Raw genomic sequence first — 13,141 nt, 5'->3', positions numbered from 1 at the left:
ATGAATGTAGAAAAAATACAAGAAGGTCATGTTTTTTTGATTGATAAGCCTCTTGACTGGACCTCCTTTGATGTGGTGAATAAGATTCGTTGGAACATCAGAAAAGCATATGATTTAAAGAAAATAAAAGTTGGACATGCAGGGACTTTAGATCCTAAAGCAACCGGTTTGTTATTGGTTTGTACCGGAAAATGGACAAAGCGAATTGATGAATTTCAGGCGCAGGAAAAAACGTATACAGGAACAATTAAATTAGGTGTTACAACACCAACGTATGATTTAGAATCTGAGGAAGATCAAACTTTTCCAACAGCACATTTGACAGAAGAAATTATACAAGAAGCTACAAACCAATTTATTGGAGAAATAGACCAATTTCCTCCTATGCATTCTGCCATAAAAGTAGATGGAAAGCGTTTGTATGAATTAGCACGTGATGGTCAAGAAATAGAACGAAAGGCACGTAGAATTACAATCCACGATTTCAAAATCACAAAAATAAATTTGCCTTTTGTTGATTTCGAAGTCAATTGCAGTAAAGGAACTTATATTCGTTCTTTGGCTTATGATTTTGGAAAAGCCGTAAACTCCGGAGGTTATTTAACTGCACTTCGCCGTACAAAAATTGGAAACTTTGATGTCATTGATGCTGAAAATTTAGCTTTTGAAAGAAATTATTTTGAAGAAGAAAACAAATTAGAAGAATTATAATTAAAGATAAAAGCTTGAACAAATGTTCAAGCTTTTATCTTTATAGTTTTCTCAATACTTTATTTATTTCTTCGCTCACTTGTTTTGGCTTTTGCATTACCATAATATGCGTTCCTCCTTCTATTTTTATGGCGTTTTTAATGTATTCAATTGGAAAAACAATATCTTTTGTCCCATGAATATGTGTTAAATTTTCTTCATGATAAGCAGCAGAATGTTCCCAATTTACAATCTTGTGAATGGACCAGCGGAGATATTCCGCATTTTTAAATTCAAAAATATCATCAATACTATCTTTCTCACGATTTGTATAATACAATCTTCTCATCATCATGTACGAAAAAGTACGGTCAGAAGTTAAAAAACTCATCGGAATCATTTTATGGGCATTAACAGAGGCAGAAAACCTAAAAAGTTTTGGCATTTCAGCTCTATTTTTTACAGTAGAAATAAGAAATGTATGCTTGGGATCGACAAAACGATTCATTTCCTGTACAATTATTCCACCAAAAGATAATCCCATCAAAAGAAAATCTTCTGTGGGATCTATTTTATCTACTAATCTTTCGGTATAATGAGCCAGGGTTTCATTTCTCTCCGGATCTAACCAAGGAATATAGACCTGCTCAAAACCTTGTTCCAAGCGCAGATTTCTAAAAGCATTTGCATTTGCTCCTAATCCACTTACTTGATAAATTTTCATACCTATAGTATATTTTTTTTCTTCGAATAGTCTGTTGGACGAACGCCAATCACTTTTTGGAAAGTATTACTAAATGTTGGCAAGCTGTTATAGCCAACCATGTTAGAGATTTCACTGATAGAATATGTATTGTCTATTAATAATTGTAGTGCACGTAACATTCTCAAAACTGTAAAATATTGTACAAATGTCATGTTCAAATCTTTTTGAAATAATCGTGACAATGAACGTTCAGAAAAGCCAAACTCTGCTGTAATTTTCTTCATTGTGATTGATGAATCCATATTGTCATCTAAAAATTGAACAATTTTTTTCAATCGTTCATCATGAGGAAGAGGTAGTGCTAATCGTAAACTACTTTTACTTACCTTAGGTAAAATTTCTTTGAATGCTTGAGCAATCACAAATTCACTTCTATTTTCCGGAGTTATGTCTCCTTTCCATTGATTTGAAAACAATAAAAGCTCTAATAATAAACCATCTGCCGGATAAATTCCTACTTTTTTGTAAAATGAATTATCACTGTCATTAATAGGGAAATATAAATTTCTCATTACAACCTCTGGTGTATTTGGGTGTATACTATGTTCCAAATTTGGAGGTATCCACATATAATGTCTTGCAGGTAAATAAAAAGTGTCTTTTCCTATTTTAACATACACTATTCCGCCCTCACAATAAAGAAATTGAGCTTTGTTATGTTTATGTTCTATCACGTATGCCTCTGAAATTTCCTTGTGATAACAGAAAATTGAAGTAGGTATTTTATCTATCTCGGTTAAGTAATATCGTGTCTCGAACTTATTATCCAAATGTATATTCATAGCTTCTTTAATCTGTCAACTAATATAATAATTTATTTTGTATAATGTACGATGTACACAAATAAAACTGTCTTAAATGAATAAATATTTGACTTTTTTTGATATTAACTTTTTGTTAAATAATCCAATATTTGTAATTCCCTCTACTCATACAGGAATAATTTATTGAATAGTATTAGAAAGTAAAAGTTGCATTATGTTGGAAAGAATAAAATTAGTCGACTTACAGTCAAAAGTAATGACGGCAGAAGAATCTGCCAAATTTTTTGAAGATGGAATGACTGTAGGTTCTAGTGGTTTTACCAGAGGAGGCGATACAAAAGTTGTATTAAAAGCTGTTGCGGAGCGTGCCAAATCTGAAAATTTAAAAATCACCTTAGTTACAGGCGCTTCATTAGGACATGGTACTGATGCTGCATTAGTAGAAAGCGGAGCGTTAAAGAAACGTTTACCTTTTCAAGTTGATACTGTAATGCGTAAAAACATTAATACAGGAAACCTATTATTTATAGATCAACACTTAGGCGAAACAGCTGAACATATTTTAGATGGTCAATTTAAAATTAATTTAGGTGTTTTAGAAATTGCCGAAATTTTAGAAGATGGTTCTTTGGTTCCAACAACTTCAATCGGAAATAATGCTGAAATTGCTGCAAACGCAGATAAATTAATTCTGGAAATTAACACTTCAATCCCTACAACTATCAAAGGTATTCACGATATTTATAGTGTAGAAGAATATGGAAAACGTACACCAATCAATATCACAGCTTGTGATACTAAAATTGGTGCAGAAACAATAAAAGTAGATCCTTCAAAAATTGTTGCGATTGTATTCCATAATATTCAAGATGCTCCCGGAGACATTCAGCCGGCTGACGAAGCGACTGCTGCTATTGCACATAACATTGTAAAATTCTTTGAAAAAGAAGTTGAAGATGGTCGTTTAACAAAATCTTTAATGCCGTTGCAATGTGGAATTGGTAAAGTAGCAAACGCTGTTTTAGGTGGTTTAGAACATTCTGATTTTGAAAATTTGGTCATGTATTCAGAAGTGTTACAAGACTCTACTTTTGATTTAATTGATTCTGGAAAAATGAAATTTGCTTCGGCATCTTCAATGACAGTTTCTCAAGAATGTTATAATCGCGTAATTGGAAACATCGACAATTATAAAGGTAAAATCCTTTTGCGCCCACAATCTATCTCTAACTCTGCCGAAGTTATTCGTCGTTTGGGAATTATCGGAATTAATACCTCTTTAGAATGTGATATTTACGGAAACGTAAATTCAACTCATGTTTCAGGAACACATATGATGAATGGAATCGGAGGTTCCGGAGATTTTGCACGTAACGCGTTTATCTCAATCTTTGTGACTGCTTCTATCGCAAAAGGTGGAAACATCTCTTCTATTGTTCCTATGGTTTCTCACACAGACCATACAGAACATGATGTCGATATTATTGTAACAGAGCAAGGTTTAGCTGATTTGAGAGGTTTAGCCCCTCGTGAAAGAGCAATCGAGATCATCAACAATTGTGTTCACCCTGATTATAAAGCTGAATTATTGTCTTATTTTGAAAGAGCTTGTGCTGAAAGAGGTGGCCAAACACCACATATCTTGGAAGAAGCATTCTCTTGGCATACAAGATTGAAACAAACAGGTTCTATGAAAAAAGAGGAATTTTTCGTTTTGAATAATTAGAAATAATAAATCATAAAAACTATACTTTTTTAAAGCATAATTCGAAAATTTCGGATTGTGCTTTTTTTATGAAATAATGTAACTTTGTTCGAAGTCTAAAAAACATGAAAAAAATAGTATTCCTAGCTGTTGCATTGACAACATTTTTTGCTTGTCAATCTAATCAAAATGAAAATCAAAATTTAGAACAGATTGATAAAAAATCGGCCCGCGAAGTTGTCTTAACAACTGAAACTGTTGGCGATTCTGTTTTACATATTACCAAACAAAAAATTTGGTCAAACGATTTGATGATTGCCGAAAAAGTAGATACGTTAATTACACACAAACAATATACTCCTACTGATTCTACAAAAATTCCTATTTACGTAACGATACAATAATTGAAAAAATGAACAAAAAAGAAAAAAGAGCAAGTAAAGTAGTGACTTTAGTATTGATTTCTTCGGTTTTAAGTTCGTGTATGAATCGTGAGGAAGCTCCTGTTACAAACAATGCACAGAAAGTCTATATGCGGGCAGATTCCACTGCTCCTTATACCGATGTTTCTTCAAATTATGCTTCAAACTCAGGAGGCTCACATCATGGAGGTATGGGAAGTTCGTTACTTTGGTTTATGGCATTTCGTAGTTTAACCGGAGGTGGAATGGGCTATGCAAGTCCCGGGTTACATCAACAGTCAAATGTTGGCACAAATACAGCAAAAGCACAAGCCTATAAAAGTCAAACTATTCGTGGTGGGTTTGGAAAATCTGCTTCATCTCGTTCAGTTTCATCTTAAATTAATTTTATGCAATTAAAAAAAATAAAAGCGGACGAAAACTGGCAAGAAAGACTAGAAAACATCGGCTTTGGTTATCATACGGACGAAAATAAACAAACCTATTGGGTCGAAGATTATTATTATTCAATTTCTGAAAAAGAAGCTGATCAAATTTTTGAAGCAACCAACGAATTATGGGAAATGTGCCTGAATGCCGTAGAACATGTGATTCAAAATAACCGTTTGGACGAATTTAAAATCCCCAAATTTATCCAACCCTATTTAATTGATACATGGGAAAATGATGCACCAAGCATTTACGGTCGTTTCGATTTTGCCTACAACAGTGGTCAATTAAAGCTATTAGAATTCAATGCGGATACACCAACTTCATTATTTGAATGTGGTGTTGTACAATGGCTTTGGATGGAAAACTATTTTGGAGAAACAAAAGACCAATTCAATTCGGTTCATGATAAAATGATTGAAACATGGAAAATGCTAAAACCTTATTTGAAAGGAGAAACTTTGCATTTTTCTTGCGTAAGGGAATCGTTGGAAGATTTGACAAATATTGAATATATCAGAGATTGTGCGATACAAGCCGGCATCAATACCAAACTAATTTACATCGATGAAATCGGTTGGAACAATGTTAATTTTGTCGATTTAGAAGAAGAACCAATTACAGATATTTTCAAGCTGTATCCATGGGAATGGCTCGTGAATGAACTGTTTGCATACAACGTCAAAAATGATGAATTGAATGCAAATTGGATAGAACCTGCTTGGAAGATGATTCTTTCGAACAAAGCAATTTTACCTGTTTTATGGGAATTGTATCCAGATCATCCGCTCCTGCTAGAAGCTCATTTTGAATCGCCGAAAGAAATGAAAAACTACGTGAAGAAACCGTTATTATCGCGCGAAGGGGCAAATATTGACGTAATAAAAGGCGGAAATGTATCGGAACAAACTTTAGGCGAATACGGCGATGAAGGTTTTATTTACCAAGCTTTGGCAAATTTACATCACGAAGAAACGGGTTATACAATTATCGGAAGTTGGATTATTGGACAAGAATCGTGTGGGATTACAGTTCGCGAAAGTGACCAATTTATTACAACCGATAAAAGTCGTTTTGTTCCGCATATTATTGAGTAAAAAATATTATCGAAAACAAAAATAGTTTTAGAAAATTACAACTAGAAATATTAAAAGTCTAATTCCACCTCGAATTAGACTTTTTTAATTTGAACAGATTCAAATAATTAACTAATTTGGTTCAAAATTTAACCACTAATATGAACAAATTATTTTTTTCTTTACTATTTATCCTTTCAAACTTCTGTTTAAAAGCTCAATCAATTGAACGTTTAAGAACAGAAATCAATCAAATTATTTCTTCAAAAAATTTAACAGCTGGAATTTCTTTAAAAAATATTGAAAATAAAGACTCCTTAAGTATCAACGGAAATCAAATGATGCCAATGATGAGTATATTTAAATTTCATATTGCATTAACTGTTTTACATGAAGTCGATCAAAACAAACTACAACTGGATCAAAAGTTTTTCATCAAAAAAAGAGATTTATTACCAAATACTTGGAGTCCTATTTTAGATGATTTTCCCGAAGGAAATATGTATCTAACACTTGACCAACTTTTAAGGTATACCGTTTCTCACAGTGATAACAATGGCTGCGATATACTTTTAAAGATTATTGGAGGAACTAAAATTGTTCAAAATTTTATTCATAAACAAGAAGTAAAAGATTTTGTTATAAAAGTAAACGAGCAAGAAATGCAAAATTGGGATAATTTATATATCAATACTACTTCTGCAAATGCTACAGCAAAATTACTTGAGAAATTTTATACCAATAAAGTTCTCAAAAAAAATTCTACAACTTATTTATATCAACTTATGGTAGAAACTTCGAGAGGTTCAACTTGGATGAAAGCAGGATTGCCTGCAAATACAGAATTGGCTCACAGAACTGGAATTAGTGATACCAATAGTCAAAATCTAAGAGTAGCTATGAATGATATTGGTATAATTAAACTTGTTGATGGTAAACGAATTATTTTATCTATCTATTTAAAAAATATAACAGAAGAAAGAGCTGAAACTGAAAAAGTGATGGCTGATATTACAAAAGCCGTTTGGAATTATTACAACAAATAATTCATTCAAAGTATTTAAAGTCTAATTAAAAAAAGAATTAGACCTTTTTAGTTTAAACAAAATCAAATATTTAGCTTAAAAAATTGTAAATAATTTAAAAATAGGTAGGTTTCATCGTATTTTATTTATAAATTATAAAAAGATTTCGTTAAAATGTTTTATGAATTAAAGGTTTAAAAAATAAAACGTTATAAATATTTTATCAAATCAAACACCAACTAATTAAAAACTAAAAAGTAGAAATATGAGTTTTTTAGATGATTTGTTTAACTCTTCGACTCTTCCCTCTGAGCGTATTTCACGCATGCTTGAGGAAGATTTGTTTTGGCAAATTATAGAGAATTCTTTGCTAACTGCGAATAATCTACATGATCAGGAAAAAGCATTGAGCCAAGAACTTGAAAATCTAACAGCTGAAGATATTATTGGTTTTCAATTACGATTAGAATTTTATTCGTATTCGCTGCACTCATCAGAAATTTGGTGTGCAGCCTGCATTATGAATGATGACACAGATCCTATTCATTTTTTCTATTTTAAGAATTGGATTATTTCGCAAGGCCAAGAATTATTTGAAAAAGCAATTCTTAATCCGGATAATTTAGCTGATTATTTTAACGAAGGTTTCAACGAAGATGATTTGTATGAATTTGAAAATTTCCATTTCATTGCAGATCTTGTTTTTTATGATAAGTTTGATCATAAAATCATTGATTTTGTAGACAAAGAATGTTTCCATTTTTTCACTGAAAAATCTCCAAAACCTGAATTCGACTGGGATGATGAAAATTTAATTAGTCTGCAAATTATTTGTCCGCGCTTATTCAAAGTTTTTATCGAAGATTATTCTCCCGATGATGACGAAACGGAAGATGATTTTGATGATGATGAGTTTTTGTGAAATGAAACAAGAAAATAAATATTCTATTGAATTTCTAAATTACGCCCATAAACAATCTATATTTAATAAATCAAAAATACAAAACAGTAAGTTCTCTGCCTGTTTTTGTTGTGAACAAATCTTCTCTACAGATGAAATTATAGATTTTTTTGAAGAAGTAGATGGAAAAGATCAAACTGCCGTTTATCCAGAAGGTGGAATTGATTCCATTATTGATAATAGTTTTCCTATTGGTGATCCAATCTTCTTAACAGAAATGAATCAACATTGGTTTAAATAATTCTATACCATAAAAAAAGGAACTCAATTTGAGTTCCTTTACTATTTCGATTAAGAATTTTCTTATCCTAAAACTTTCGCAACTGTTGCTCCGATATCAGCAGGAGAAGAAACAACGTGGATACCACATTCTTCCATAATTGCCATTTTAGCTTGCGCTGTATCTTCAGCTCCACCTACGATTGCTCCGGCATGTCCCATTGTACGACCTTTTGGTGCAGTTTGACCTGCGATAAATCCTACAACCGGTTTAGTTCCATTCGCTTTAATCCAACGAGCAGCTTCTGCTTCTAATTGACCACCAATTTCACCAATCATTACGATACACTCTGTTTCCGGGTCATTCATAAATAATTCAACAGCTTCTTTAGTTGTTGTCCCAATAATTGGATCTCCACCAATACCAATCGCTGTAGAAATTCCGTAACCAGCTTTTACAACCTGATCAGCAGCTTCATAAGTTAATGTTCCTGATTTAGAAACAATACCAACTTTTCCTTTTTTGAAGATAAATCCAGGCATAATACCAACCTTAGCCTCCTCAGAAGTAATTACACCAGGACAGTTTGGTCCGATCAATGTTACATCTCTTTGGTCTACATACGCTTGTACTTTTACCATATCTTCTACCGGAATACCTTCCGTAATACAGATAATTACTTTAATCCCCGCATCAGCAGCTTCCATTACAGCGTCCGCAGCAAATGCTGGTGGAACGAAGATGATAGATACATCAGCACCTGCCTGATCTACAGCATCTTTAACTGTGTTGAAAATTGGTAATCCTAAGTGAGTTTGTCCACCTTTTCCCGGTGTTACACCACCTACTACTTGAGTTCCGTATTCAATCATTTGCTCCGCATGAAAAGTTCCTTCTTTCCCTGTGAATCCTTGAACGATTATTTTTGAATCTTTGTTTACTAATACAGACATTGTGATTTTTAATTTACACAAATATAAAAGGAGTTTTGCATTTTAAAAAATATTCAATGTAAAAAATACACTAATTCTTTATTAAAATAAGCCAAAAAAGCATAAGATATTTATCATAAAAAAAGCCGACCAATTGGTCGGCTTCCATCTCCTTCAAGTATTTAATTTATTTTTTTCGGTAATCCCGAACCATTATTTCTGTGGTTGCCATTTTTTTATACAAAGTACGAGCTTCTTCTGCTGGTGTTCCAAAATATGTTTTTCCACCTGTCAACGTTTTACTCACACCTGCTTGGGCTAATAATACAGTTTTTGTTCCAATTGTCACGCCGCTTGTAATTCCAACCTGTCCCCATATAGAAACTTCATCCTCTACATTGACACATCCCGCAATTCCGACCTGCGAAGCAATCAAACATTTTTTACCAATAATTGTATCGTGACCAATCTGAATTAAATTATCCATAATTGTTCCTTCTCCAATAATTGTTGATGCCGACACTCCTCTATCAATCGTACAATTTGCTCCAATTTCAACATTATTTTCAATGATGACATTTCCGACAGATTTTAAGCGATCAAAACCGGTTTCTCTATTTTTATAATAAAATGCATCTGCTCCTAAAACAGTTCCTGAACGGATAATTACATTATCACCAATGATGCTATGATCATTAATCGAAACATTAGAATGAATTACACAATTTTTTCCAATTTTTACCTGATTTCCAATAAATGTTCCTGGCTGAATAATTGTCCCCTCTCCTATTTCAGCAGAGGCAGAGATTTGTTTATTCGAAGATTGAAATGGCAAAAAGTGTTGACCGATTTTCACAAAATCACGAAACGGATCGTCAGAAATTAACAATGCTTTTCCTTCCGGGCATTCTACTTCTTTGTTTATTAAAACAATTGTCGCATTCGATTGTAATGCTTTGTCATAATATTTCGGGTGATCAACAAAAACAATATCTCCCGCTTCTACACGGTGAATTTCATTTATCCCTTCTACTGGAAAATTTTCGTCTCCAATAAATTTTGCATCGATAATTGATGCAATATCTTTCAATTTATGTGTGTGTGGAAATTTCATCTTTCTCTACTTTAAAAAGTATACAAATATAAAAATAAAAAAGCTGTCAAAATATGACAGCTTTTATGATTTATCTAAATCAAATTATTTTTTTTTGAAAACCATCGTTTTAACATTATTTGCAAACAAAATTAATTTTCCATCTTTAATTTCATATTTGTTTACGTTATTCAAACGTTCTCCAAAAGCACTAGAATCTACCCCTTGACAAGCCATACGAGTTGTTGCCACATTCTTCACTGTTAATGAATTTCCTATTGCTACATATCCCCCTGTTAAGTTATTACATCCATCATTACCAAAAACTTCATTGTTTTGGAATGTTAATGTTGGTTTTTGGTTTGGAAAACGGTCATCTAATGATTTTGCGCTTTTATCTTTTCCAATAAACTCTTCTAATTCCCATGAACCACTAAGTGTTCCAGGACGAACAAATGTCATCACAACAATATCTCCTTGAATCAATAATAATTTGTCATCATGCATATCATATTTCAATTTCCCACTTAATTTCGAGCTGAAATTAGAATCTTCTACATTTTGACAAGCTTTCATGGTAGACATTAAATTTCCGAAAGTAATTTCATTTCCTGAAACTGTTATTCCACCATTTAATGTGTTACAACCATCTGAAGCATTCAACATACTTGTCGAAATAAAATTAAGGTATGGAGTTCCCATTGGATAAGCTTCAGAAATAGATCCTGCCTTCATAAAATTGATTTGGCTTAACTCCCATTTTCCTAAAATAGAGTTGCTATTTGTATTATTTTTATTTTCGATCACGTTACTTACAGTAGAACAAGATGATAAAAAACCTGTTGCTAAAATTGCAGCAAAAGATAGGTTTAAAATTGTTGATTTCATAAAATTTAATTTCAAGTTTCAAGCTGATATGCCAATATCATACCAATTTTCTAATTTGTTAGAAATGTTTTCTACAAAGGATTTGAAAAGATGAATTGATGTAAATAATTTATCTTAATTTTGGTAATTATTTATTTGATTTAAATTCTTTAAAATAATTCAATTTGATTTCTCAAAGAACTATAGATATAATTTTTGAAACAGCTCGTGTAGAAGAAGTTATTGGAGATTTTGTTACCTTAAAACGTGCAGGTTCCAGTTTAAAGGGGCTTTCACCTTTTGGAAACGAAAAAACACCTTCTTTCGTGGTTTCCCCTGCAAAACAAATCTGGAAAGATTTTTCTTCAGGCAGAGGAGGAAATGTGGTTACTTTTTTAATGGAAGTTGAACAATTCACCTATCCGGAAGCTTTACGCTGGCTAGCGAAACGTTATAACATCGAAATCGAAGAAGATCGAGAATATTCATTTGAACAACAACAAGAAGAAAAAGACAGGGAAAGTTTATACATCCTAACTGATTTTGCAAAAAAATTCTTTGTTCAGCAATTGCATAATTCAGAAGAAGGAAATTTAATTGGTTTAAGCTATTTCCGTGAACGAGGTTTCACAAAAGAAACCATTGAAAAATTTGAACTTGGTTATTCGCCTAAACAGTGGGAGGCATTAGCTGAATATGCTCTAAAAAACGGGTATTCGAAAGAATTAATTGAAGAAGCCGGTTTAGCCACATTCAAAGAAGACAACAAGAAATATGATAAATTTCGTGAACGTGTTATCTTTCCTATTTACAGCTTTTCGGGACGAACATTGGGATTTGGCGGACGTATTTTAAGAAACGATGTAAAAGCTGCAAAGTATTTAAATTCCCCTGAGAATAAAATCTACCATAAAAGTAAAACACTTTATGGATTATTTCAAGCCAAACAACATATCACAAAAGCTGATCAATGTTTCTTGGTCGAAGGGTATACTGATGTTTTATCGCTTCATCAAGCCGGCATACAAAATGTTGTTGCCAGTTCGGGTACAGCTTTAACAAATGAACAGATTCGTTTGGTAAAACGGTTGACAGAAAATATCACCGTTATGTATGATGGTGACAACGCCGGAATTAAAGCTTCTTTTCGTGGAATTGATATGATTTTGGAGCAAGAAATGAATGTAAAAGTTCTGTTGTTACCAGAAGGTGAAGACCCTGATTCGTTTGCGAAGAAACATTCGACCTCAGAAATTGAAACTTATATTAAAGAGAACGCAACCGATTTTATTCGTTTCAAAGTAAATGTTCTTTTGGAAGAAGCGAAAAATGATCCCATTAAAAAAGCAGCGTTAATTCGAGAAATTGTCAAGTCTATTTCACTTATTCCGAATATTATTAAACAAGAAGTTTACATTGCTGAAACTTCAAAAATAATGGAGATTCGTGAAGAAGTTTTGTTCAAGGAATTAGCGCAACTTCAGAAAACCGGAGATACAACAACCTCTCATATTACAGATAATGCCAGAACAAAAAAAACTACCATTTCTGTTGTTCCTTCTACAAAAGAAGTTGTTAACGTTCAGCAAACTGTAGAAAATGAAATTATAAAGCTAATTATGCAATTTGGTGATTTAGAGGTTGATTTGAAGAATGAAAACAACGAACTATATAAAACAACTGTTAACCAAGAAATTGTTTCTCAATTTGAAGAAAACGAATTAAGTTTAAGCAATTCTCTTTATCAATCAATTTTAGAAGATGTAAAAATTGGTTTAGAAAAAGATGAATTACGTACAGGAACATATTTTTCTCGCCTTACAAATCCTGAAATTGTCAATCTTGCGTCTGAAATGATGTTAGAAAAACACAGCTTGAGTGAAAATTGGACTGTTAAACAAGGAATCAACATCAAAAAGAAAGAAGAATTTGTACACAAAGATCTGTTTGATGTCTTACTACGTTTCAAAATCATTTACATTGATAATATGATCAAAGAATTGATGCTACAGACAAAAAATCCTGAATTAACAGTAGAAGAAACGAACCAAGTCCTTCAACAAATTATGCATTTTACCGGTTTAAAAAATATTTTAAATCAACATCTTAACCGGGTTATTTAATTTAAACCGGTATCAATAAATTTTTAAAACACTACTAATCAGTTGTTTAAACAAAAATCATTAAATAT

General features: G+C 32.3%; 14 protein-coding genes. 9 read left to right on the top strand and 5 right to left on the bottom strand.

The features are described from left to right. Positions 1-711: a tRNA pseudouridine(55) synthase TruB gene (gene truB / locus H277_RS0108845; protein WP_019975227.1), complete on the top strand. Its 711-nt coding sequence runs from the start codon at positions 1-3 to the stop codon at positions 709-711. Positions 712-751: 40 nt separating this feature from the next. Here truB and H277_RS0108840 read toward each other — a convergent pair whose 3' ends face one another. Beyond that, entirely contained in the window at positions 752-1,414 is a 663-nt protein-coding gene (locus tag H277_RS0108840; protein ID WP_019975226.1) for an alpha/beta fold hydrolase, read from the bottom strand. Between the two features lie 2 nt (positions 1,415-1,416). After that, positions 1,417-2,238: an AraC family transcriptional regulator gene (locus tag H277_RS0108835; RefSeq protein ID WP_081623207.1), complete on the bottom strand. Its 822-nt coding sequence runs from the start codon at positions 2,236-2,238 to the stop codon at positions 1,417-1,419. 196 nt (positions 2,239-2,434) lie between these two features. Here H277_RS0108835 and H277_RS0108830 point away from each other — a divergent pair, with 196 nt between their 5' ends. The 7 genes from H277_RS0108830 (at position 2,435) to H277_RS0108800 (ending at position 8,079) form a co-directional block, all read left to right on the top strand. Continuing rightward, positions 2,435-3,946, top strand: a complete 1,512-nt coding sequence (locus H277_RS0108830) for a succinate CoA transferase (RefSeq protein WP_019975224.1) — start codon at positions 2,435-2,437, stop codon at positions 3,944-3,946. A 104-nt stretch (positions 3,947-4,050) separates the two neighbouring features. Then, on the top strand, positions 4,051-4,329 hold the full coding sequence (locus H277_RS0108825; protein WP_019975223.1) for a hypothetical protein: 279 nt from the start codon (positions 4,051-4,053) through the stop codon (positions 4,327-4,329). 8 nt (positions 4,330-4,337) lie between these two features. After that, positions 4,338-4,727 carry a hypothetical protein gene (locus H277_RS0108820; RefSeq protein ID WP_019975222.1) on the top strand — a complete coding sequence of 130 codons (390 nt, stop codon included), beginning with the start codon at positions 4,338-4,340 and terminating at the stop codon, positions 4,725-4,727. A 9-nt stretch (positions 4,728-4,736) separates the two neighbouring features. After that, entirely contained in the window at positions 4,737-5,873 is a 1,137-nt protein-coding gene (locus H277_RS0108815; RefSeq protein ID WP_019975221.1) for a glutathionylspermidine synthase family protein, read from the top strand. Positions 5,874-6,013: 140 nt separating this feature from the next. Beyond that, positions 6,014-6,898, top strand: coding sequence for a class A beta-lactamase, subclass A2 (gene bla / locus H277_RS0108810; protein ID WP_019975220.1), 885 nt, complete (start codon positions 6,014-6,016; stop codon positions 6,896-6,898). A gap of 244 nt (positions 6,899-7,142) precedes the next feature. After that, positions 7,143-7,799, top strand: coding sequence for a DUF4240 domain-containing protein (locus H277_RS0108805; RefSeq protein ID WP_081623206.1), 657 nt, complete (start codon positions 7,143-7,145; stop codon positions 7,797-7,799). A gap of 1 nt (position 7,800) precedes the next feature. Beyond that, complete coding sequence (locus H277_RS0108800; protein WP_051094539.1) at positions 7,801-8,079, top strand: hypothetical protein; 279 nt, start codon at positions 7,801-7,803, stop codon at positions 8,077-8,079. Between the two features lie 62 nt (positions 8,080-8,141). Here H277_RS0108800 and sucD read toward each other — a convergent pair whose 3' ends face one another. The 3 genes from sucD to H277_RS0108785 all read right to left on the bottom strand — a co-directional run bounded on the left by sucD (position 8,142) and on the right by H277_RS0108785 (position 10,971). Further along, positions 8,142-9,011 (bottom strand): succinate--CoA ligase subunit alpha, encoded by an 870-nt coding sequence (gene sucD / locus H277_RS0108795; RefSeq protein WP_019975217.1) that lies wholly within the window; start codon positions 9,009-9,011, stop codon positions 8,142-8,144. Positions 9,012-9,177: 166 nt separating this feature from the next. Next, positions 9,178-10,104 (bottom strand): UDP-3-O-(3-hydroxymyristoyl)glucosamine N-acyltransferase, encoded by a 927-nt coding sequence (locus H277_RS0108790; RefSeq protein ID WP_019975216.1) that lies wholly within the window; start codon positions 10,102-10,104, stop codon positions 9,178-9,180. 84 nt (positions 10,105-10,188) lie between these two features. Then, the gene (locus tag H277_RS0108785; RefSeq protein WP_081623205.1) at positions 10,189-10,971 is read right to left on the bottom strand and encodes an META domain-containing protein; all 783 of its coding nucleotides are present in this window, start codon (positions 10,969-10,971) and stop codon (positions 10,189-10,191) included. A 164-nt stretch (positions 10,972-11,135) separates the two neighbouring features. Between H277_RS0108785 and dnaG the strand changes: the two genes are divergently transcribed. Then, positions 11,136-13,073, top strand: coding sequence for a DNA primase (dnaG, locus tag H277_RS0108775; protein WP_019975213.1), 1,938 nt, complete (start codon positions 11,136-11,138; stop codon positions 13,071-13,073). The last annotated feature ends 68 nt before the right edge of the window (positions 13,074-13,141 follow it).

It is taken from the genome of Empedobacter brevis NBRC 14943 = ATCC 43319, assembly GCF_000382425.1.
In the GTDB taxonomy this organism is placed as follows: domain Bacteria; phylum Bacteroidota; class Bacteroidia; order Flavobacteriales; family Weeksellaceae; genus Empedobacter; species Empedobacter brevis.
This window is presented reverse-complemented; position numbering and strand designations above follow the sequence as displayed.

Excerpts from the sequence above, each read along its gene's own strand:
- truB (WP_019975227.1), top strand. The coding sequence starts at position 1 with ATGAATGTAGAAAAAATACAAGAAGGTCATGTTTTTTTGATTGATAAG.
- H277_RS0108840 (WP_019975226.1), bottom strand. The coding sequence starts at position 1,414 with ATGAAAATTTATCAAGTAAGTGGATTAGGAGCAAATGCAAATGCTTTT.
- H277_RS0108835 (WP_081623207.1), bottom strand. The coding sequence starts at position 2,238 with ATGAATATACATTTGGATAATAAGTTCGAGACACGATATTACTTAACC.
- H277_RS0108830 (WP_019975224.1), top strand. The coding sequence starts at position 2,435 with ATGTTGGAAAGAATAAAATTAGTCGACTTACAGTCAAAAGTAATGACG.
- H277_RS0108825 (WP_019975223.1), top strand. The coding sequence starts at position 4,051 with ATGAAAAAAATAGTATTCCTAGCTGTTGCATTGACAACATTTTTTGCT.
- H277_RS0108820 (WP_019975222.1), top strand. The coding sequence starts at position 4,338 with ATGAACAAAAAAGAAAAAAGAGCAAGTAAAGTAGTGACTTTAGTATTG.
- H277_RS0108815 (WP_019975221.1), top strand. The coding sequence starts at position 4,737 with ATGCAATTAAAAAAAATAAAAGCGGACGAAAACTGGCAAGAAAGACTA.
- bla (WP_019975220.1), top strand. The coding sequence starts at position 6,014 with ATGAACAAATTATTTTTTTCTTTACTATTTATCCTTTCAAACTTCTGT.
- H277_RS0108805 (WP_081623206.1), top strand. The coding sequence starts at position 7,143 with ATGAGTTTTTTAGATGATTTGTTTAACTCTTCGACTCTTCCCTCTGAG.
- H277_RS0108800 (WP_051094539.1), top strand. The coding sequence starts at position 7,801 with ATGAAACAAGAAAATAAATATTCTATTGAATTTCTAAATTACGCCCAT.
- sucD (WP_019975217.1), bottom strand. The coding sequence starts at position 9,011 with ATGTCTGTATTAGTAAACAAAGATTCAAAAATAATCGTTCAAGGATTC.
- H277_RS0108790 (WP_019975216.1), bottom strand. The coding sequence starts at position 10,104 with ATGAAATTTCCACACACACATAAATTGAAAGATATTGCATCAATTATC.
- H277_RS0108785 (WP_081623205.1), bottom strand. The coding sequence starts at position 10,971 with ATGAAATCAACAATTTTAAACCTATCTTTTGCTGCAATTTTAGCAACA.